Annotated in this window: 20 protein-coding genes; 5 read left to right on the plus strand and 15 right to left on the minus strand. The window is 48.6% G+C overall.

The window, feature by feature from the left end; all coding sequences use genetic code 11:
- Positions 1-23: 23 nt before the first annotated feature.
- The 6 genes from HQ393_RS08900 to tpiA all read right to left on the minus strand — a co-directional run bounded on the left by HQ393_RS08900 (position 24) and on the right by tpiA (position 3,956).
- Positions 24-1,280 (minus strand): NADH-quinone oxidoreductase subunit D, encoded by a 1,257-nt coding sequence (locus HQ393_RS08900; RefSeq protein WP_179354868.1) that lies wholly within the window; start codon positions 1,278-1,280, stop codon positions 24-26.
- Positions 1,270-1,869: an NADH-quinone oxidoreductase subunit C gene (locus tag HQ393_RS08905; RefSeq protein WP_179354869.1), complete on the minus strand. Its 600-nt coding sequence runs from the start codon at positions 1,867-1,869 to the stop codon at positions 1,270-1,272. Before HQ393_RS08905 ends, HQ393_RS08900 begins: the two co-directional genes overlap by 11 nt.
- Positions 1,870-1,877: 8 nt before the next feature.
- The gene (locus tag HQ393_RS08910) at positions 1,878-2,354 is read right to left on the minus strand and encodes a NuoB/complex I 20 kDa subunit family protein (protein WP_179354870.1); all 477 of its coding nucleotides are present in this window, start codon (positions 2,352-2,354) and stop codon (positions 1,878-1,880) included.
- A 5-nt stretch (positions 2,355-2,359) separates the two neighbouring features.
- Positions 2,360-2,728 carry an NADH-quinone oxidoreductase subunit A gene (gene ndhC / locus HQ393_RS08915; RefSeq protein ID WP_179354871.1) on the minus strand — a complete coding sequence of 123 codons (369 nt, stop codon included), beginning with the start codon at positions 2,726-2,728 and terminating at the stop codon, positions 2,360-2,362.
- A gap of 154 nt (positions 2,729-2,882) precedes the next feature.
- Positions 2,883-3,209, minus strand: a complete 327-nt coding sequence (secG, locus tag HQ393_RS08920) for a preprotein translocase subunit SecG (protein ID WP_179354872.1) — start codon at positions 3,207-3,209, stop codon at positions 2,883-2,885.
- A gap of 36 nt (positions 3,210-3,245) precedes the next feature.
- Positions 3,246-3,956, minus strand: coding sequence for a triose-phosphate isomerase (gene tpiA / locus HQ393_RS08925; RefSeq protein WP_179354873.1), 711 nt, complete (start codon positions 3,954-3,956; stop codon positions 3,246-3,248).
- Between the two features lie 179 nt (positions 3,957-4,135).
- On the opposite strand from tpiA, the gene pstS reads away from it, so the two are divergent.
- The 4 genes from pstS to pstB all read left to right on the plus strand — a co-directional run bounded on the left by pstS (position 4,136) and on the right by pstB (position 7,880).
- Positions 4,136-5,173: a phosphate ABC transporter substrate-binding protein PstS gene (gene pstS / locus HQ393_RS08930; RefSeq protein ID WP_179354874.1), complete on the plus strand. Its 1,038-nt coding sequence runs from the start codon at positions 4,136-4,138 to the stop codon at positions 5,171-5,173.
- 115 nt (positions 5,174-5,288) lie between these two features.
- Complete coding sequence (gene pstC / locus HQ393_RS08935) at positions 5,289-6,245, plus strand: phosphate ABC transporter permease subunit PstC (protein ID WP_179354875.1); 957 nt, start codon at positions 5,289-5,291, stop codon at positions 6,243-6,245.
- Between the two features lie 9 nt (positions 6,246-6,254).
- Complete coding sequence (gene pstA, locus HQ393_RS08940; protein WP_218871108.1) at positions 6,255-7,091, plus strand: phosphate ABC transporter permease PstA; 837 nt, start codon at positions 6,255-6,257, stop codon at positions 7,089-7,091.
- Between the two features lie 21 nt (positions 7,092-7,112).
- Positions 7,113-7,880, plus strand: a complete 768-nt coding sequence (gene pstB / locus HQ393_RS08945; protein ID WP_179354877.1) for a phosphate ABC transporter ATP-binding protein PstB — start codon at positions 7,113-7,115, stop codon at positions 7,878-7,880.
- Positions 7,881-8,002: 122 nt separating this feature from the next.
- Here the strand turns inward: pstB and glmM are convergent, their stop codons facing one another.
- The 4 genes from glmM to rlmE all read right to left on the minus strand — a co-directional run bounded on the left by glmM (position 8,003) and on the right by rlmE (position 12,904).
- Positions 8,003-9,373: a phosphoglucosamine mutase gene (gene glmM / locus HQ393_RS08950; RefSeq protein ID WP_179354878.1), complete on the minus strand. Its 1,371-nt coding sequence runs from the start codon at positions 9,371-9,373 to the stop codon at positions 8,003-8,005.
- Positions 9,374-9,401: 28 nt separating this feature from the next.
- The gene (gene folP / locus HQ393_RS08955) at positions 9,402-10,229 is read right to left on the minus strand and encodes a dihydropteroate synthase (RefSeq protein ID WP_179354879.1); all 828 of its coding nucleotides are present in this window, start codon (positions 10,227-10,229) and stop codon (positions 9,402-9,404) included.
- Positions 10,230-10,303: 74 nt separating this feature from the next.
- The gene (gene ftsH, locus HQ393_RS08960; protein WP_179354880.1) at positions 10,304-12,217 is read right to left on the minus strand and encodes an ATP-dependent zinc metalloprotease FtsH; all 1,914 of its coding nucleotides are present in this window, start codon (positions 12,215-12,217) and stop codon (positions 10,304-10,306) included.
- Between the two features lie 66 nt (positions 12,218-12,283).
- Positions 12,284-12,904: a 23S rRNA (uridine(2552)-2'-O)-methyltransferase RlmE gene (gene rlmE / locus HQ393_RS08965; protein ID WP_179354881.1), complete on the minus strand. Its 621-nt coding sequence runs from the start codon at positions 12,902-12,904 to the stop codon at positions 12,284-12,286.
- A gap of 46 nt (positions 12,905-12,950) precedes the next feature.
- Here rlmE and yhbY point away from each other — a divergent pair, with 46 nt between their 5' ends.
- On the plus strand, positions 12,951-13,271 hold the full coding sequence (yhbY, locus tag HQ393_RS08970) for a ribosome assembly RNA-binding protein YhbY (protein WP_179358454.1): 321 nt from the start codon (positions 12,951-12,953) through the stop codon (positions 13,269-13,271).
- A 59-nt stretch (positions 13,272-13,330) separates the two neighbouring features.
- On the opposite strand, the gene HQ393_RS08975 is transcribed toward yhbY, so the two are convergent.
- The 5 genes from HQ393_RS08975 to HQ393_RS08995 form a co-directional block, all read right to left on the minus strand.
- Positions 13,331-13,762 (minus strand): DUF4149 domain-containing protein, encoded by a 432-nt coding sequence (locus HQ393_RS08975; protein WP_179354882.1) that lies wholly within the window; start codon positions 13,760-13,762, stop codon positions 13,331-13,333.
- A gap of 62 nt (positions 13,763-13,824) precedes the next feature.
- Positions 13,825-14,307: a transcription elongation factor GreA gene (greA, locus tag HQ393_RS08980; protein ID WP_179354883.1), complete on the minus strand. Its 483-nt coding sequence runs from the start codon at positions 14,305-14,307 to the stop codon at positions 13,825-13,827.
- A 103-nt stretch (positions 14,308-14,410) separates the two neighbouring features.
- Positions 14,411-17,632: a carbamoyl-phosphate synthase large subunit gene (carB, locus tag HQ393_RS08985; RefSeq protein WP_179354884.1), complete on the minus strand. Its 3,222-nt coding sequence runs from the start codon at positions 17,630-17,632 to the stop codon at positions 14,411-14,413.
- 12 nt (positions 17,633-17,644) lie between these two features.
- The gene (gene carA / locus HQ393_RS08990; RefSeq protein WP_246307868.1) at positions 17,645-18,796 is read right to left on the minus strand and encodes a glutamine-hydrolyzing carbamoyl-phosphate synthase small subunit; all 1,152 of its coding nucleotides are present in this window, start codon (positions 18,794-18,796) and stop codon (positions 17,645-17,647) included.
- A gap of 173 nt (positions 18,797-18,969) precedes the next feature.
- Entirely contained in the window at positions 18,970-19,449 is a 480-nt protein-coding gene (locus tag HQ393_RS08995; RefSeq protein ID WP_179354886.1) for a glutathione peroxidase, read from the minus strand.
- Positions 19,450-19,476 lie beyond the last annotated feature (27 nt).

A 19,476-nucleotide genomic window follows, 5' to 3' on the forward strand; every position in this document is an offset into this window, starting at 1 on the left:
GGTAGTCAGATTGTTTGTAGACATCAGCGGTCAATCTCCCCGAATACAATATCTTGTGTACCAATGATTGCCACCACGTCAGAAATCATATGGCCACGCGCCATTTCGTCTAACGCTGACAAATGCACATAACCTGGCGCACGGATTTTCAGTCGGTATGGTTTATTTGCACCATCAGAAATCATGTAGATACCAAATTCACCTTTAGGATGCTCTACTGCTGCATATGCTTCACCTTCCGGCACATGCATACCTTCAGTGAACAACTTGAAGTGGTGAATCAATTCTTCCATGTTTTCCTTCATCGCTTCGCGTGAAGGAGGTGCAACCTTGTGATTATCTGTAATCACTGGGCCTGGATTAGCTTTCAGCCATGCCACGCATTGTTTGATCAAGCTATTTGATTGACGCATCTCTTCAACACGTACCAAATAACGATCATAGCAATCGCCTGTTTTACCAACTGGAATATCAAAATCCAATTGATCGTAAACTTCATAAGGCTGAGTTTTACGCAAATCCCACTCAACACCTGAACCGCGCAACATTGCACCAGTAAAACCAATTGCTTTTGCACGCTCAGCATCGACAACACCAATACCTACAGTACGCTGTTTCCAGATACGGTTATCGGTGAGCAGTGTTTCGTACTCATCAATGTAAGTTGGGAAGCGGTTTGTGAAGTCTTCGATAAAGTCGAGCAAGCTACCTTGGCGGTTCTTGTTCAAGTCTTTAATCGCAGCGGCATTTCGAACTTTAGAAGCCTGATACTGTGGCATTTCATCGGGCAGATCGCGATAAACGCCACCTGGACGATAGTAAGCCGCATGCATACGAGCACCTGATACAGCCTCATAGCAATCCATCAAATCTTCACGCTCACGGAAAGCGTACAAGAAGATTGTCATGGCCCCACAGTCCAGACCGTGCGCACCAATCCACATCAAGTGATTCAATACACGTGTGATTTCATCGAACATCACACGAATATACTGAGCACGAATAGGCACTTCCAAGCCGAGCAATTTTTCAATTGCCATGCAATAAGCATGCTCGTTTGACATCATCGATACGTAGTCAAGACGATCCATGTATGGCAATGATTGGATATACGTTTTGTGTTCAGCTAGTTTTTCAGTCGCGCGATGCAACAAACCGATATGCGGATCGGCACGTTCAACGACCTCACCATCCAACTCCAACACCAAGCGCAAAACGCCGTGCGCAGCAGGGTGCTGTGGACCAAAGTTTAAGGTGTAATTACGGATTTCAGCAGCCACCGTAGTTCTCCTCGCGAATAATGCGCGGTGTAATTTCACGCGGATCGATGGTTACAGGCTGGTAAACAACACGTGCTTGCTCTGGGTCATAACGCATTTCTACGTAACCCGATAGCGGGAAGTCTTTGCGGAAAGGATGACCAACAAAACCATAGTCAGTCAAAATGCGGCGCAAGTCTGGATGCCCTTGGAAAACGATACCAAACAGATCAAATGCTTCGCGTTCAAACCAGTTAATCGCAGGCCAAACATCAACCACTGAGTTAATCAGAGGGAAGGCATCATCCGTACAGAATACGCGAACCCGCAGGCGCACGTTGTGCTTATACGATAGCAAGTGGTAGACAACAGCAAAGCGCTGACCTTCCCACGCACCATCTTTGTATTCGCTATAGTCAACGCCACAGGCATCAACCAATTGCTCAAAATGCAAACTGGCGTCATCACGCAATTGCAAAGCCACTTCAGGCCAATGCACGGCAGGCACTTCGATTGTTACTTCGCCCAGCGCATTTTTCAGTGAAGCAATTTTTGCCTCACCCAAAACAGTGCGCAAGCTTTCAATCAGTGTTTCTAGCTTATTTGCCATGGCTCACCTCAAGAACGCGCGATAGAGTTGGTATGTTTGATTTTGTTTTGCAACTGTATCAAACCGTACAACAGCGCTTCAGCTGTCGGTGGACAGCCCGGCACATAAATATCGATTGGAACAATACGATCACAGCCACGAACTACTGAATACGAATAGTGATAATAACCACCGCCATTCGCACAGGAGCCCATTGAAATCGCCCAACGAGGCTCAGGCATTTGATCGTAAACCTTGCGCAATGCTGGCGCCATTTTGTTGCAGAGGGTACCCGCAACAATCATCAAATCGGATTGACGAGGTGACGGACGAAATACGATACCGAAACGATCCAAGTCGTAACGCGCCGCACCCGCATGCATCATCTCCACAGCACAGCAAGCCAAACCGAACGTCATTGGCCACAAAGAGCCAGTGCGTGTCCAGTTAACAACTGCATCAACCGTGGTGGTAACAAACCCTTTTTCGAGACTTTGAGCTTCCATTTATCTCACTCCCACTCCAGTGCACCCTTCATCCATTCGTAGACGAAGCCGACCACCAGAATGGCCAGGAATATCATCATCGATACAAAGCCGAACATACCCAATTCTTTGAGCACAACAGCCCAAGGAACCAAAAACGCGACTTCCAAATCGAACAGAATAAACAGAATCGCCACCAAGTAATAACGCACATCAAACTGCATACGCGCATCTTCGAATGCTTCAAATCCGCACTCGTAAGGTGATAATTTTGCCGAATCTGGCCGAACCGTTCCCAAGACCTTACCAATCCCGAAGCCGAGCACCAACGGAGCAACGCCCACTAGCAAACCAACAAACAGGAAAAGCAGGATGGGGAAATAGTCTTGCAGCATGAAAATCCCCAGTTCAGAAGTAATACAAAAAGACAGAATAGCAGCATTAGTTACTGCTTTTTTTTATATAAATAACTTGAGCAAGCCAACGCCAAGCTAGATATTACTTATAAGCCCACATCGAGATGTAGGCTTAAATTTAAACACTTCACAATCAATCAGGTATTTTTTGACCTGCAGCCTGAGAAGCGGCTGCAGCAGGCTTAGCACCAGACATAACACCCAGATCGTTTTTGTGAGACTTCGGCGCGGTCAACAACACCAAAGCCATAGAAGAAATAAAAAACACTGCGGCACAAACAGCAGTTGATCGACTCAAAAAGTTCGCAGATCCTGACGAACCAAAGACACTGCCAGCAGAGCCACTACCAAACGCGGCGCCCATATCAGCACCTTTACCATGCTGCATCAACACCAAAACAATCACCGCCAAGGCAGCAATCACATTCAAGATCAGCACTAAACTAGTAATAAAGTCCATTTTTTCCCATTCCTATGGCGGCGTGAATTGTACCAATCAGCGTGCCGCTTTGCAAATCTCGACAAATTCGAAGGCCGAGAGCGCTGCACCGCCCACCAAAACACCATCCACATGATCAACCGCTAAAATTTCAGCAGCGTTACCAGACTTCACACTTCCGCCATACAGCACCTTAACCCGTTCATCAAGATGCTCTTTGATCAACACATGCATGGGTGAAATTTGCGCACCTGAAGCTACAACACCACTACCTACCGCCCACGAAGGCTCATAAGCCACCGCAAACAATCCTATTGGCAAACCGCGCAACACTTCGAGCTGCGTAGCCACCACCTTTTCTGCATTACCTTGGCGACGCTCCTCTGCGGATTCACCAACACAATACACGCCAAACAAGCCTGCATCGAGCACAGAGCGCAGTTTTACTCCAGCCTGCTCGGTGGTTTCACCAAACAATCGCCGACGCTCAGAATGCCCTACAATTACCATTTCACAGCCCACATCCGCCAACATCCCCGAGGAAACCTCCCCAGTATATGGCCCTATATGGTATTGGCTAACGTCTTGAGCGCCACACTGCACATGGGTATGCTGCAAAATCTGCTTTGCCAACATAATATAAGGCGTCGGCACGCAGACACCCACATTTGCATCCAGTTTTGCCTGGGCCACCTCACCGAGCACCGACTTTAGCTGCCCGATACTGCCGTGCAACTTCCAATTACCGATCACCATCTGCTTGGCCATGCACAACACTCCTACGCAAACTTAGGGCGTGATGGTAACAACCCCAGCAATAGACCGTCAAACCTTGTTTTAACTATTGAATCGGGACGGAAAATAAAGTTGTAATATTTCCGAAACATTGATCATTTACGATGCGTCCTATCGAATTAACTCACAGATTTATTTTGGAGATTTTTAGCATGACTTTGGCTCGTAAATTGATCGTTAGCGCTGGCTTGTTGGCAGGCCTCTTTACTCATGCAATCGCAGCGGACATCACTGGCGCTGGCGCAACATTTCCATACCCACTGTATGCTAAATGGGCCGAGCAGTACAAAGCTAAAACTGGCATTGGCTTAAATTACCAATCCATCGGTTCAGGTGGCGGCATCAAGCAGATCCAAGCTAAAACTGTTGATTTCGGTGCATCAGATATGCCGCTGAAACCTGAAGAGCTGGATAAATCAGGCTTATTGCAATTCCCAACTGTAGTGGGTGGCGTTGTTCCTGTAATCAACGTTCCTGGCGTTAAACCTGGTCAAGTTAAACTTAGCAACCAAGTATTAGCTGACATCTACTTGGGTAAAATCAAAAAATGGAATGACCCCGCTTTGACTGCTTTGAATGCTGGCGTTGCTTTGCCGGATCAAAACATCACTGTAGTTCGTCGTTCAGATGGCTCAGGTACTACATTCTTGTTCACTGACTACTTGTCTAAAGTATCTCCAGAGTGGAAAGAAAAAGTAGGCTCTAACACCTCAGTTCAATGGCCAGCGGGCGTGGGCGGTAAAGGCAATGAAGGTGTTGCCAACTACGTTCAGCGCATTAAAGGCTCGATCGGCTACGTAGAGTTCGCTTATGCGAAACAAAACAAGATGATTCACACTCAATTGCAAAACAAAGAAGGTGCAATGGTTGAACCGTCTGAAGAATCATTCAAAGCCGCTGCTGCTGGCGCAGATTGGAAATCAGCTCCAGGCATGTATCTGGTGATGACAAATGCACCAGGCAAAACTTCATGGCCAATTGCTAGTGCCACATTCATTTTGATGTACAAAAAGCAAGACAATGCTAAACAAGCGGCTGAAGTATTGAAGTTCTTCGATTGGGCTTACGCTAACGGCGATGCAACAGCACTTGATCTTGACTACATCCCAATGCCTGATTCAGTGGTTAACATGATCAAAGCAAACTGGACTGCACAAATCACCGACGGTGCAAACAAGATTTGGAAATAATGCTGACAGCCATGCGATAATTCGCCCGCGAACAAATCGTCTGGCCATTACACCCAACCAGTTCAACGACTGGTTGGGTGTTTACATGTTGTAGCCGTGCAGTGGAGAACTTTTGATGTCCGAACTAAATAAGCGAATGAAAATTCAGCGCCTTCAAGACGCTATTTTTGTTGGCACCACCCGCTTTTTTGCATTTTTTGTACTCGCCGTTTTAAGCGGCATCATCATATCGCTCATATATGGCGCGTTACCTAGCATCAAAGCATTTGGTTTCGGCTTTATTACCTCCAGCGACTGGAACCCTGTAACCGAACAATTCGGTGCTTGGCCTTCTATTCGCGGTACATTGATGTCGTCATTTATCGCCCTGCTCTTTGCAGTGCCAATCTCATTTGGTATTGCTATTTTCTTAACTGAGCTCTCTCCGGTCTGGCTGCGTCGCCCATTGGGTGTCGCGATTGAATTGCTTGCCGGTGTTCCATCAATTATTTATGGCATGTGGGGTTTGTTCGTTTTCGCGCCGTTGTTTGCCGATCATGTTCAGCCTTGGCTGACATCTGCAACCGCTGGCATTCCATTTCTTGGCACGCTGTTTGATGGCCCGCCGATGGGTATTGGCATGTTCACCGCCTCTTTGATTTTGGCCATCATGGTAATTCCTTTTATTTCATCCGTGATGCGTGATGTCTTTGAAGTGGTTCCTCCAATGCTGAAAGAATCAGCATATGGCCTAGGCTCAACCACTTGGGAGGTCGTTTGGAACGTCGTGGTTCCATACACCAAAAACGGGATTGTCGGCGGTGTCATGCTCGGGCTCGGTCGCGCACTTGGTGAAACAATGGCCGTGACTTTTGTGATCGGTAATGCTCAACAAATCATGCCTTCGCTGTTCGAGCCTGCAACGACGATTTCTGCCACATTGGCTAATGAATTCACCGAAGCGCACGGCGAACTTTACACCTCATCGTTGATTGAGCTGGGGCTCTTGTTGTTTGTGATCACCTTTTTCGTATTGGTTCTGTCCAAACTCTTGCTGTTGCAATTGCAACGCAATGAAGGCGCTCACTCCTAAGGAATGATCATGAATTTGTATGCACGTCGTCGTTTAATTAATTTCATCAGCCTGAGCATTTCGATGCTCGCCATGGCTTTTGGCTTGTTCTGGCTATTCTGGATTTTGCACACCCTGTTTAGCAATGGCATTCCAGGCCTAGGCCTAGACCTATTTACCAAAACCACACCCGCGCCGGGTAGCGCCGGTGGTTTGTCTAATGCCATCTTAGGTAGCTTGCAAATGTCACTCGTCGGCGTGGCAGTAGGTACGCCGATTGGTATTCTGGCTGGTACTTATCTTGCCGAGTTTGGCAGCCGTGGTTGGCTTGCGCCTGCGACGCGATTTATTAATGATATTTTACTGGCCGCACCTTCAATTGTGATCGGCCTGTTCATTTTCCAATTGTACGTCGCTCAAGTTGAGCACTTTTCAGGCTGGGCAGGTGGTTTAGCGCTGTCTTTACTGGTAATTCCAGTGGTATTGCGTACGACCGAAAACATGCTCAAATTGGTGCCTTCAGCGATGCGTGAAGCAGCCTACGCTTTGGGCGCACCAAAATGGAAGATGGTTCTTTTTGTTACGCTGCGTGCCGCTAAGGCGGGTGTTGCAACGGGCATCTTGCTCGCAGTTGCTCGCATCTTGGGTGAAACGGCACCACTGCTGTTTACCGCACTGAATAACCAATTCTACTCAAACATGAATCAGCCGATGGCCAACTTGCCAGTGGTGATTTTCCAGTTTGCGATGAGCCCGTATGAAGATTGGCACACCCTCGCTTGGGCAGGTGCATTGTTGATTGGCTTGTTTGTATTGAGCCTGAACATTATTGCTCGCGTGATGCTACGCCAGCCAAAACAACATTAATTAGATTTGGATTAATTGATCATGACTTCTCAACACAAAGCCACTTTAGCCGTAAAAAATCTGAATTTTTACTACGGCAATTTTCATGCGCTGAAAAACATTAATCTTGATATCCGTGAAGGCAAAGTCACCGCATTTATTGGCCCATCTGGCTGCGGCAAATCGACGCTATTGCGCACTTTTAACCGCATGTACGATCTTTACCCAAAATTGCGCGCCGAAGGCGAAATTTTGCTGAACGGTGAAAATATCCTTCGCTCGGGCATCGATTTGAATATGCTGCGCGCGAAGGTCGGCATGGTTTTCCAAAAGCCGACGCCATTTCCGATGTCGATTTATGACAATGTGGCTTTCGGCGTAAAGCTCTATGAAAGCCTGTCTAAATCTGAGATGGACGATCGAGTTGAGTGGGCACTGTCGAAAGCAGCATTGTGGAATGAAGTCAAAGACAAACTCAAACAATCTGGTTTGGGTCTGTCTGGTGGTCAGCAACAGCGTTTGTGCATTGCACGTGCTGTGGCGGTAAAACCAGAAGTATTGCTGCTGGATGAGCCGACCTCTGCCCTAGACCCAATCTCTACCGCGCACGTCGAAGAGCTGGTTCATGAGCTGAAAAAAGACTACACCATCGCCATCGTGACGCACAATATGCAACAGGCTGCGCGTATTTCTGACTATACGGCCTACATGTATCTCGGTGAAATGATTGAAATGGGTGAAACAGACACGATTTTCACTTCGCCAACAGTCAAAGCGACAGAAGACTACATCACTGGTAAATTCGGCTAATCTAGCGCCAAGCACCAAACAAAAAGGACTGCATTTAAATGCAGTCCTTTTTTATTACTCCTAAGGGGTATTTTCTCAAAATTAATACATCACCTTAACTTCAAGGCAATACCCACCAACAATCAAGCTTCATGCAGTGCAGCCTCAGCACTCACCACAGCGGCAATCTGATCGGCCCATTCACGCGCCAATACGGGGTTGACATGCTCAACCATGACACGAACCACGGGCTCAGTGCCTGAAGGGCGTAGCAATACTCGCCCATCCGTTCCCATCGCCGACTCAGCTTCAGCAACTTTTGCTTGTATTGCTTGTGAACCAGAACAATCAAAACCCTTCGCAATGCGAACATTTTTCAAGACTTGCTTAGAAAGCTGCAGGTCTTTGCAAAAGCCAGCTAGGGTTTGTCCACTTTCTTTTAACGCCTGCATTACCTGCAAGGCCGATACGATGCCATCACCTGTCGTATGTTTATCAAGACACAAAAGATGGCCAGAACCTTCACCACCCACGATCCAGCCATTCACTTGCAATTGTTCAAGGACATAACGATCGCCCACTTTAGCGCGCACGAAACCAATGCCGCGCTCTTTTAGCGCATTCTCAACACCTAAGTTGGTCATCAATGTACCAACCACGCCTGCGCCTAACGTCCCTTTTTGCTGACGGTGTACTGCCAACACGTACAAGAGCTGATCGCCATCGACGATAGTCCCATCGCGATCAACCATAATCAGACGATCACCATCACCATCCAAAGCGATGCCAAAATGCGCACCTTCGGATAACACTTTCAAACGCAAAGTTTCAGGGTGAGTGGCACCAACTTCTTCGTTGATATTGTAACCATTTGGGTTAACACCCACCGTCACCACTTCGGCGCCGAGTTCGTGAAATACATGTGGGGCAATATGGTAAGTAGCACCATGTGCGCAATCAATGACGAGCTTTAAACCGCGCAAATCCAAATCATTTGGAAAGGTCGACTTGCAAAACTCGATATAACGACCCGCCGCATCGTTGATACGCCAAGAACGCCCGATTTGCTTCGATGCGACACAGGGTTGCACCTCATCAATCGCCGCTTCAATCGCCAACTCCACATCGTCTGGCAATTTTTTACCGCCGGAGCCAAAAAATTTGATTCCATTATCGTGATAAGGATTATGAGAGGCCGAAATTACGACGCCGGCCGACAGGCGCAGCGCGCGTGTTAAATAGGCGATGCCAGGTGTGGGCAGAGGGCCAGTCAAGTGGCAATCAACACCCGCGGCGTTGAAGCCCGCCTGCAAGGCGGCTTCAAGCATATAACCTGAAATACGGGTATCTTTACCAATCAAAACACCCGGATGCTCTTGCATACCTTTCTTAATCGCTTCAGCTACCAATACGCGACCTGCAGCGTAGCCGAGTTTCATTGCGAAATCTGGTGTGATTGGATACTCACCCACCAAACCACGGACACCGTCAGTACCAAAATATTTACGTGCCATTGCTTCAATACCCTTATCAAATTGCGGCTTATTTTAACTCACGCCAAAGCTTTAACGCATCCACTGTTTCCCTTACGTCATGCACACGCACAATTTGCGCCCCAGATTGTACTGCCAAGAGTGCAGCAACGACACTTGGCACCATACGGTCTTGGACTTCGCGCCCAGTGATTTCACCTAACATTCGTTTACGCGATACCCCCACCAGCATCGGGTACCCGACTTGCTCAACAATGCTCTGCTGGGCACGAAATAAGTCACAGTTATGGGCTAGATTTTTGCCAAAGCCAAACCCCAAATCTATTAAAACTCGCTCACTGGCAATCCCAGCGGCTTGCACTGCGGCACAGCGCTGCTGTAGATACTGAGTCACCTCCGCCACGACATCATTGTAAACAGGCTGGCTTTGCATGGTCTGTGGATCACCCTGCTTATGCATCAGGCAAATCCCTACATTACTTTGTTGTAACGCCGCTAATGCGCCCGGCGCCTCTAAACCTGCAATATCATTGACCATATCGACTCCTGCTTCCAGTGCAGCTCGCATCACCGCAGGCTTGCAAGTATCAATAGAGAGCGGAACATTGAGCGAAGCGGCGGCTTGGATCACAGGAATAACACGCGCCAATTCTTCCTCAATCGGAACAGGCGTCGCGCCTGGACGCGTTGACTCACCGCCAATATCGATAATGTCAGCCCCCTGCTCGATCAATTGCTCAATACGCTTTAGCGCATTCGGTAAACAATTGAATTGCCCACCATCGGAAAATGAATCTGGCGTCACATTCACAATCCCCATCACCAGAGGGCGAGAGAGAGAAAGTTGAAAGCGTCCGCACTGAAAAAAATTCGTCATACACAATCTCATGCTACCCAGCGTAAAACAATAAAGGCGGCCTAAGCCGCCTTTATCAGACTACATCAACAATATTAAGCTTCTGCTGCCGGAGTACTTGGTGCCTCTGCACCACCAGTAGGCGTGTCGCTTTCTTTCGAAGCTACTTTACGAACTGGTGGCAATTCTTTTGGTGGGCGTGGAGGACGACCAGCCATAATATCAAGTACTTGCTCGCGATCAATCGTTTCCCAATCCATCAAGGCTTGAGTCATCACTTCAACTTTATCGCGATTCTCTTCGAGAATCTGCACAGCCAAGGCGTACTGCTCATCGATAATACGGCGAATTTCTGAGTCCACTTGCTGCATCGTCGATTCAGACACATTCTTATGCGTTGTAACAGAGCGACCCAAGAATACTTCACCATCGTTTTCGGCGTAGACCATCGGCCCCATTTTCTCGGTCATACCGTAACGCGTCACCATATCACGAGCCATCGCCGTAGCACGCTCAAAGTCATTTGAAGCGCCCGTCGAAATGCGATTGATAAACAAATCTTCCGCAACACGACCACCAAACAAAATCGCCAGCTCATTAAGCATTTGATCTTTGTAGTGTGAAAAACGATCACGCTCTGGTAGCTGCCAAGTCAGACCCAAGGCACGGCCACGCGGCATGATGGTTACTTTGTGAACTGGGTCAGTTCCTTCCAGCATTTCTGCCACAACGGCGTGGCCCGACTCATGATAAGCCGTTGCACGACGCTCTTCTTCGGTCATGACCATGCTACGACGCTCAGGGCCCATGTAGATTTTGTCTTTAGCTGATTCAAAATCAGCCATATCAACAAGACGCTTGTTACGACGCGCCGCAAACAATGCCGCCTCATTGACCAAGTTAGCCAAATCGGCACCTGACATACCTGGTGTACCACGGGCCAATACGGAAGCATCTACATCATTGGCGATCGGTACTTTGCGCATATGCACGCCAAGAATCTGCTCACGACCACGAATATCAGGCAATGACACCACAACCTGGCGATCGAAGCGGCCTGGACGCATCAGCGCTGGATCCAGCACATCAGGACGGTTGGTCGCAGCAATGACGATAATGCCCGAGTTACCTTCAAAGCCGTCCATTTCAACCAGCATCTGGTTCAAGGTTTGCTCGCGCTCGTCATTACCACCGCCCATACCGGCGCCACGCTGACGACCTACTGCATCAATCTCGTCAATAAAGATGATGCACGGTGCGTTTTTCTTGGCGTTTTCAAACATATCACGCACACGCGCAGCGCCAACACCGACAAACATTTCGACGAAATCGGAACCCGAAATTGAGAAGAAAGGTACTTTCGCTTCACCCGCAATCGCCTTAGCCAGCAAGGTTTTACCAGTACCGGGTGAACCCACCATCAAGATACCGCGTGGCATACGACCACCCAGGCTTTGGTATTTGCTTGGGTCACGCAAGTAATCAACGATTTCGGAAACTTCTTCTTTGGCTTCATCGCAACCAGCGACGTCAGCAAAGGTCACGGCGTTATTGCTTTCATCAAGCATTTTTGCTTTTGATTTACCAAAACTAAACGCGCCGCCTTTACCGCCACCTTGCATCTGGCGCATAAAGAAAACCCAAACACCGATCAAGAGCAACATAGGGAACCAGTTGACGAAAATACTCATCAACAAGCTAGGCTCTTCTTCGGGTTTAGCTGCAAATTTAACGTTGTGCTTAATCAGCGTATCAACCATACGGAAGTCGAATGGCGCCAAAGTTGCATAATTACTGCCGTCGGCTTTTTTACCGCGAATCCATTGACCACGCAGTGGGCTGCCTTCAATTTCGGCACTTGCAATACGCCCCTGCTCTACTTCCACCATAAATTGCGAGTATGGAATTTGGGCCGAGCTATCTTGATGCTTGGAAAATTGGTTAAAAATAGTCATCAGCACCAAGCCAACAACTAACCAAATGGCGACATTCTTGCCGAGATTGTTCACGGCTTTACTCCTGTGTTTCCCGAACGCGGGAATGACAAAACTATTTTACTCGGTTCATGCTGATGGTTAAGCCTTTTTTTGCTTACCCAAAAGATAGACTTCCGAGCTACGATCGCGTGATGCTTTAGGTTTTCGAGACACAACGCTGCTAAAAGTTTCACGCATCGCTGACATATATTCCGGAAAACCACTGCCTTGGAACACTTTCACTAGAAAATTACCACCGGGCTTGAGCTGATCCTGTGCAAACTGCAAAGCCAACTCGCACAAATACATGCTGCGCGCCTGATCGGTGACAGCCGTACCTGTAATATTGGGGGCCATATCGCAGATTACAAGGTCTACCTGTCGGCCACCGAGTAGCGCGTTAAATTGATTCAATACGGCTTCCTCACGAAAATCGCCCTGAATAAACTCGACGCCACGAATTGGATCCATTTCCAAGATATCCAGCGCAAACACTCGGCCACTAGGCCCGACTTTGTCTTTGGCAACTTGGCACCAGCTACCTGGCGCGGCACCCAAATCGGCCACCCAGAAGCCTTGCTTTAATAATTTATCTTTTTCATCGATTTCGAGCAATTTATACGCCGCGCGTGCGCGGTAGCCATCTTTCTTGGCCATATGCACATAATGGTCATTTACATGCTCCTGTAACCAAGCGTTACTGGAATTGGAACGTGCCATCGGTTAAACTGTCCTGTTAGTCAAGGATTTGAAGGATTCAATCATTATGTTAGAACTTACCCCGGATCAATGCCGTCATTTGCGCAGTTTAGCGCATCACCTTAATCCGGTGGTTATGATTGGGAACAATGGTCTTACTGATTCTGTGATGCGTGAAATTGCGCTTAACCTCGATGCACACGAACTGATTAAAGTGCGTGTTCTGGGTGATGACCGCGAAGCGCGTGCGCAATACATGCAACAAATCTGCACCGATCTGGGCGCTGCGCCGGTACAAATGCTGGGTAAATTGCTTCTTATTTACCGCTCAAGCAGCACTGACAAACCCAAAATCAAATTACCAAAACCTAAAAAAGCAGAAAAATAAACATCTGCAGATCAAAAAGGGCGCGTTAAGCGCCCTTTTTATTGGCTATCGCATCCTAGTCAATCATGCTGCCAAATGTAGATCAAGCCTAGGACACTTTGCAGCAAATAAATCAGACTTGAAATCGTATGCCATTGTGCCAAGCCGCCACCGAACATGCCTTCGGCCGCATTACTCACGGCCGGCTTAATTTCAGCAATCAGCGGAAAGATAGCGAACTGATTAATCAGCGTGCACAACAGCATCCCCAAGATCAGCCATAGCTTGCCACCCTTGAATGCGCGTGCGCCTTCCATCCAGATCCACCAGATCGTCAAAAATACGCCTGCGACAATACCGATCCAGCCTATGGCGTGAAATAATTTGCCCGCCACCATACCCGCTACCGCTTTATCTAAGCTACTGAATAAAGCCGGAGCCACCACCACACCGATAATCCACATTCCACCTATCCACAATGTGGTCAGCAGATTTTTGATCCCATTACCCATATGATGTATCGGGGTGCAAACTAGACTTTAATTAATCTAGAAAGCAATACCCCACTCCTCGCTTAGATGTATTTTACTTCCAAGACTTCATATTCACGCACGCCACCAGGCGCTTGCACATCGGCGATATCGCCTTCATATTTACCAATCAAAGCGCGGGCAATCGGGCTAGATACCGAGATTTTACCTTGCTTAATATCAGCTTCATCATCGCCCACGATCTGATAAGTCACTTCTGCTTCGGTTTCTAAGTCTTGCAGCACTACCGTCGCGGCAAATACGATACGACCTTCTGCGGTATCAGCCATTTCTTTGGGGTCGATAATTTGGCTATTGCTCAATTTACCTTCTAGCTCGGCGATACGACCTTCCACAAAGCCTTGCTTTTCTTTGGCGGCATCGTATTCGGCATTTTCCGACAAATCGCCATGGCTACGTGCTTCGGCAATCGCCGCGATGACTGCAGGACGCTCTACGCTTTTCAGGTGCGCCAATTCAGTCTTCAATAATTCTGCACCAATCACGGTCAGAGGTACTTTAATCATACTTTTCTCCGCGCGACGTCCGCATACACGCAGCTGCGCCGCTAAAAACAATAGCCGCCACCCCTAATAAAGAGGTGGCGGCTTTTTAACTAACGATAAAATATCAGTTATTCAGTTGACGATGCAAGCCCTGCAAGTCGTAAACATTCAACTCTTTCATATCGCGCAAACCGATACACGCCGCTTTCGCACCTGCGATCGTTGTAAACACTGGCAGTTTTGCTTTAAGTGCTTCATGACGAATCGAGTAGCTATCTTGAATCGCCTGACGACGCTCATCTACGGTGTTGAAGATCATACCGATCTCGCCATTGACGATCATATCAACGATGTGTGGACGACCTTCGGTCACTTTATTCACCGCGGTAACAGCAACACCGGCCGCGTCGATTGCCGCTGCAGTACCCTTGGTCGCAATGACTTTGAAACCAAGCGAAGCCAAGACTTGTGCGCACTCAATGGCTTGGGCTTTATCACCTTCACGCACCGAAATAAACACATTACCTGATGCAGGCAAGACCACACCCGCAGCCAATTGTGATTTCACGAAGGCTTCAGCAAAGGTGGCGCCCACGCCCATCACTTCACCGGTCGACTTCATTTCTGGGCCGAGGATAGAATCCACGCCAGGGAATTTCGCGAATGGGAATACAGCTTCTTTGACTGAGTAGTACGGCGGAATCACTTCAGTCGTCACACCTTGTTGCACCAAAGTTTGTCCAACCATGCAACGTGCAGCGACTTTCGCCAACGGCACACTTGTTGCCTTCGATACATACGGCACGGTACGTGAAGCACGTGGATTTACTTCCAGCACGAATACTTTGGCATCCGCGCCTTTGCCTTGAATCGCAAACTGTACGTTCATCAAGCCAACAACGTTCAAGCCTTTGGCCATCAACACAGTTTGACGACGCAATTCGTCTTGCAGCTCTTTGCTTAAAGAATACGGTGGCAATGAACATGCTGAGTCACCTGAGTGAACGCCGGCCTGCTCAATGTGCTCCATAATGCCGCCGATGATCACATCGGTACCGTCAGAAATCGCATCCACATCAACTTCAATCGCATCATTCAAGAAACGATCAAGCAATACGGGCGAGTCATTCGACACTTTTACCGCTTCGCGCATATAACGCTCGAGGTCTTTGTCTGAATGAACGATTTCCATTGCGCGGCCACCCAGTACGTAAGACGGACGCACCACCAATGGGTAGCCCAATTCACGCGCCAAATGCAAGGCATCTTGTTCATTACGCGCAGTCGCATTAGGCGGCTGACGCAAGGCCAAGTCTTGCAATAATTTTTGGAAGCGTTCGCGATCTTCTGCAGCGTCGATCATGTCTGGCGTCGTACCGATGATAGGCACACCGTTCGCTTCCAAAGCGCGTGCCAATTTCAATGGCGTTTGGCCACCGTACTGCACAATCACGCCAATTGGTTTTTCAACCGCAACGATTTCCAGCACGTCTTCCAGCGTCAATGGCTCGAAATACAGACGATCTGAAGTGTCGTAATCGGTTGAAACAGTTTCTGGGTTGCAGTTCACCATGATGGTCTCGTAACCATCATCGCGCAGTGCCATTGCCGCGTGAACGCAGCAATAGTCAAACTCAATACCTTGACCAATACGGTTCGGGCCACCGCCCAAGATCATGACCTTTTTCTTGTCCGTTGGCGCCGCTTCGCATTCTTCTTCGTAAGTCGAATACATATAGGCGGTATTGCTCGCAAACTCAGCTGCACAAGTATCTACACGCTTATACACTGGACGAATCGACAAAGCATGACGCGCTTTGCGTACTGCATTCTGATCGCAACCGAGCAAAGTGCCCAAACGGCGATCCGAGAAGCCTTTGCGTTTCAGCTTACGGAATTCTTCTTTGCTCAAGCTATCAACACTACGGCCACGCAGCGAGGCTTCGTCTTTCAAAATGTCTTCGATCAGAACCAAGAACCATGGGTCGATCTTAGAAATATTGTGAATTTCATCGCGGCTCAGACCAACGCGGAACGCATCAGCCACATACCACAGGCGCTCTGGGCCTGGCGTTGCAATTTCTGATTCGATCTTGGTGCGATCGGTGCAGATTTCGTCAAAGCCTGACATACCTGTTTCCAGGCCACGTAATGCTTTTTGCAACGATTCTTGTTGCGTACGGCCAATCGCCATCACCTCGCCAACCGACTTCATTTGTGTCGTCAGGCGATCATTCGCTTGTGGGAATTTCTCAAACGCAAAACGTGGGATCTTAGTCACCACGTAGTCGATTGATGGCTCGAAAGATGCTGGCGTTTTGCCGCCGGTAATTTCGTTTTTCAGCTCGTCCAGCGTGTAACCCACCGCCAATTTGGCTGCGATTTTCGCAATCGGGAAACCGGTCGCTTTAGAAGCCAAAGCAGATGAACGTGACACACGTGGGTTCATCTCGATCACGATCAAACGACCGTCTTTAGGATTGACCGAGAATTGAACGTTTGAACCACCAGTATCGACACCGATCTCGCGCAGTACGGCGATCGATGCGTTACGCATGATTTGATATTCTTTATCTGTCAGCGTTTGCGCGGGTGCGACGGTGATCGAGTCACCGGTATGCACGCCCATTGGGTCCAGATTTTCGATCGAGCACACGATAATACAGTTGTCGTTGCGGTCACGCACGACTTCCATTTCGTACTCTTTCCAGCCCAGCAGAGACTCTTCAATCAGCAATTCTTTGGTAGGCGACAAGTCCAAACCGCGAGTACAGATTTCGATGAATTCCTGCATATTGTAGGCAATACCACCGCCCGAGCCACCCATCGTGAACGATGGACGAATAATCGTTGGGAAGCCCACTTGAGACTGCACCGCCAGCGATTCTTCCAGGCTGTGCGCAATGCCAGATCGCGCCGAACCCAAGCCGATTTTATCCATCGCCGCTTTAAATTTCTGACGATCTTCCGCTTTGTCGATCGCTTCTGGTGTTGCGCCGATCAGCTCAACTTTATATTTGTCGAGCACGCCATTGCGCCACAGATCCAGCGCGCAATTGAGTGCAGTCTGGCCACCCATGGTTGGCAAGATGGCATCTGGACGCTCTTTTGCGATAATTTTTTCGACGACTTGCCAAGTAATGGGCTCGACATAAGTGACGTCAGCCATATTGGGGTCAGTCATGATGGTGGCAGGATTGCTGTTCACCAGAATAACTTTGTAACCCTCTTCACGCAGCGCTTTACACGCTTGCGCGCCAGAGTAGTCAAACTCGCAGGCCTGGCCAATCACAATCGGGCCAGCACCAATAATCAGAATGCTTTTTAAGTCGGTACGTTTCGGCATGCTGATAACCTCTTACTTGCGCTCAGACATGCTGGCGATGAATTTGTCGAACAAATAGGCCACATCATGTGGACCAGGGCTCGCTTCAGGGTGACCTTGGAACGAGAAAGCTGGCTTATCCGTCAGCGCAATCCCTTGTACTGTGCCGTCAAACAATGAGCGATGAGTCACGCGTACATTGGCTGGCAAGCTGGTTTCATCCACTTGGAAGCCGTGATTTTGGCTGGTGATCATCACGTGCTTGGTATCCAGATCTTGCACTGGATGATTTGCACCATGGTGACCAAATTTCATTTTGCTGGTTTTACCGCCAGCAGCCAGACCCAATAATTGGTGACCCAAACAGATGCCGAAAATTGGCAAACTGGTCGCCAGCAATTCCTGAATCGCCTTGATCGCGTAATCACATGGCTCAGGATCACCAGGGCCGTTCGACAAGAACACGCCATCGGGATTGAGCGCCAACACATCAGCCGCTGGCGTTTGCGCAGGCACTACGGTCAATTTACAGCCACGCTCAGCGAGCATGCGCAGGATGTTGTGTTTCACGCCAAAGTCGTACGCCACAACGTGGAATTTTGGATTGCTTTGCACGGTGTAACCGACGCCCAGTTTCCACTCGGCCGTAGTCCACTCGAATGATTTCTCGCAAGACACAACTTTGGCCAAATCTTGGCCAGCCATCGAACCGAATGATTTGGCTTTCTCAATCGCTGCGGCTGCGTCGATATTGTCGCCCGTCACGATGCAACCAGGCTGAGCGCCTTTTTCGCGCAAAATGCGAGTCAGTTTACGGGTATCGATATCCGCAATAGCCACAACACCGTTTTGCTTGAGATACTCCCCCAAGCTCATCGTTGAGCGGAAGTTAGAATGCAGCAAAGGCAGATCACGAATGATCAGACCTTCAGCAAAAACACCGCGGCTTTCAGCATCTTCGGCATTCACGCCGTAGTTACCGATGTGCGGGTAGGTCAATGTGACGATTTGCTTGGTATACGAAGGATCCGTAAGAATTTCTTGGTAACCCGTCATAGAAGTGTTAAATACCACTTCACCGAGAGTTTCACCGTCTGCGCCGATGGAAATACCGTGGAACAGGGTGCCGTCGGCAAGCGCTAACAGTGCTTGAGTTGGGGCTGGAGTGGGGGCTGGTGTGGACACTAGGCGGCTCCAGGGCATTGCGCCCGATAAGTCAAAATCCGTGGGGTAGGCGTAGAAAAACGGGATTAGGTTGCCCCACCCCGTTTCACGCATACAAAATTGGCCGAATTTTACCCTAAAAGCCCTTCCCCATCAATGCCAAACCCTGCACAAGTCAGCAGAAAGATAAGGAATTACAAGAGGCTTTCGACCTCTTGAGCCAATTCTTCGGGCTTGGTCATCGAGCTGTGACGTGACACCACCCTTCCCTCGCGATCTATCAAAAACTTGGTAAAGTTCCATTTGATATTTTCCGTTCCGAGAAAACCACTCTGTTGGCTTTTCAAATATTGATACAAAGGATGCGCCGCCTCGCCATTCACGTCAGTCTTAGCAAAGATCGGAAAGCTCACGCCATAGTTCAAGCTGCAAAATTCGGCAATTTCATCCTCAGAGCCACTCTCCTGGCTACCAAACTGATTGCAGGGAAAACCCAACACAACGAATCCTTGTGCTTGATATTGCAGATACAAAGATTGCAATCCAGCGTATTGCGGGGTAAAACCACAGCGGCTTGCCACATTCACCACTAAAATGACTTGCCCACGAAAATCGGCCATTGAAGCAGATTGTCCGTTAAGCAAGACCAAAGGAATATCGTAGAGCGTCGACATAAAGCCTCCTTGGCTTTAATTAATGAT

The sequence above is a fragment of the Chitinibacter bivalviorum genome, from assembly GCF_013403565.1.
Classification (GTDB): Bacteria; Pseudomonadota; Gammaproteobacteria; order Burkholderiales; family Chitinibacteraceae; genus Chitinibacter; species Chitinibacter bivalviorum.